This window comes from Pantoea sp. S62 (genome assembly GCF_016658625.1).
GTDB lineage: Bacteria > Pseudomonadota > Gammaproteobacteria > Enterobacterales > Enterobacteriaceae > Pantoea > Pantoea vagans.
On record NZ_JACVVI010000042.1, the window covers coordinates 1 to 1,661 of the forward strand.

Annotated in this window: 2 protein-coding genes; both read right to left on the minus strand. The window is 48.4% G+C overall.

Features of this window, described 5'->3' with window-relative positions; genetic code table 11:
- Nucleotides 1-288: 288 nt before the first annotated feature.
- A complete protein-coding gene (locus tag IBT54_RS24830) occupies nucleotides 289-672 on the minus strand; it encodes a contact-dependent growth inhibition system immunity protein (protein WP_236263721.1) in 384 nt (127 codons plus the stop codon).
- On the minus strand, nucleotides 672-1,661 hold a 990-nt coding region (locus IBT54_RS24835), incomplete at its 5' end, for a VENN motif pre-toxin domain-containing protein (protein WP_201253322.1). The genes IBT54_RS24835 and IBT54_RS24830, both read right to left, overlap by 1 nt.

Sequence of the window (1,661 nt, forward strand, 5' to 3'; positions counted from 1 at the left end):
GCCGGTTCCCATTCCGCTGTCCAGCATCGCCCGGTTGTACAGCGTCTGATAAATCTGTCCGTTGAGCCAAGTAAGTAACAGTAGCAAGATGTGGACGCGAACTTAGCAGCGGATAACATTGAAGTAATTATCGGTGACCATAGGTTGGCCGGTTTGAGTATTATTCTGTATTAAAAGTAATAAAAAGCCGGAAATTATCGCTGTCCTGTTATGCTCCGGTTTCAGTTGGAGAAACCCACTGGATTAGTGACTTAATGCTAAAAATCCCGGCTGGCTAGCCAGGATGAGCTATGTGATTATTTTATTGATATTTAGGATATCCCTCCTCAAGTCGTCATTAATTTCTGAGGGAGGTAGTTGGTTTACAATTTTCTGTATTTGGATAAAAATATCCACCTGATCTTTTAGCTCATTTTCTTTTATCGTCGATATTGCAGCTATTAGTTCACCATCGTAATACTCCCCAGCCAACGGATCATTTTTCAAAATCGCCAAAACTCGCGGCATTAATTGAGCTATACATATTTCCTGCCGAATTGCACGACATAGATCTTCCACAGTTAGCTCTTCAATAGGTGTATCAATTACACCTTCGAACCAGAGTTCAAGCGGAGACTTCTGACCTAAATCTTTAGCTATATTAATATTTCCTATTAATTCACGAAAAGTCATTATATCCCATGTCCTTTTAAAGCTGATTCTATTTTATTAATAGCATCCGTTGCTCTGCCATAAGCGGCTTGCGCTTCGGAATTATTTACGTTCTTTAACGTATCCGCATGATTCCTCAATCCTCTGAGCGCATTCTGCATTTCCTGCATATGATCCCAATGCCCTCCGCTTTCTTTAGGGACTGGATTACCATCCATATCCTTAAGTGTCCCAGTTATATCATGATCTTTCAGGGCATTTTTTATAGTATTATCAATTTTCCGGATAGCACTTTCTTGCTTCTGATTGAGCTTTTGTACAGGTTTTTCATTTTGCTGCTTAGGATCATTTTCTGGAGGTGGTGGTGTTACACTTCCTGATCCTGTTCCTCCCAGCTCCGCTTTCTCAGCATCCGTCAGATCCTTCGCCACATTTGGATCGCGCGATTTGGCAGCCTCATCACGCGCTTCAACGATTGCACGACCATCAGTAATCGGTGGCGTATCCGCCTCAGTTCCTGACCCTTTCAGGGTCTTATCCAGTTCCGATGCAATTTTGTTATTCGCATTCAGAACTGCCTTATCACCAGGACTCAATGGTAATCCCGGAACGGGTACCGGCACAGGCCTTGGCAGGAGAAGACTATTATTTTCCAGCGCATTTTTACCCGCCTGCGCGCCCGCCACCGCACTGCCCGTAGTGTCTCCGGCAATGCCGCCCGCAAGGCCCGCCGCCAGCGTCCCCAGCGCGCTGATGGTCTGGCGCTGCTCCTCACTCAGGTCCCCGCGCTTAACACCCGGATACATCTGCAGCGCGATGTACTCGCCCATCGCCGCGCCCGAGGCGCCCGCCAGTGCCGCATTACCCGATGCGTATGCCGTCACCGCGCCCACCACCGCGTGCGCTATCAGGTTCGCCTCAACGTTCACCACGTCCCTGCCGTCCGGGCCTTTCGTGGTCGTCAGCGTATGTATCTGCTCCGCCAGGTACGGTGCCGCCGCCCCGCTCAG

What these genes read in the sequence shown, in the direction of transcription:
- IBT54_RS24830 (WP_236263721.1), bottom strand. Translation starts at nt 672, where the DNA reads ATGACTTTTCGTGAATTAATAGGAAATATTAATATAGCTAAAGATTTA.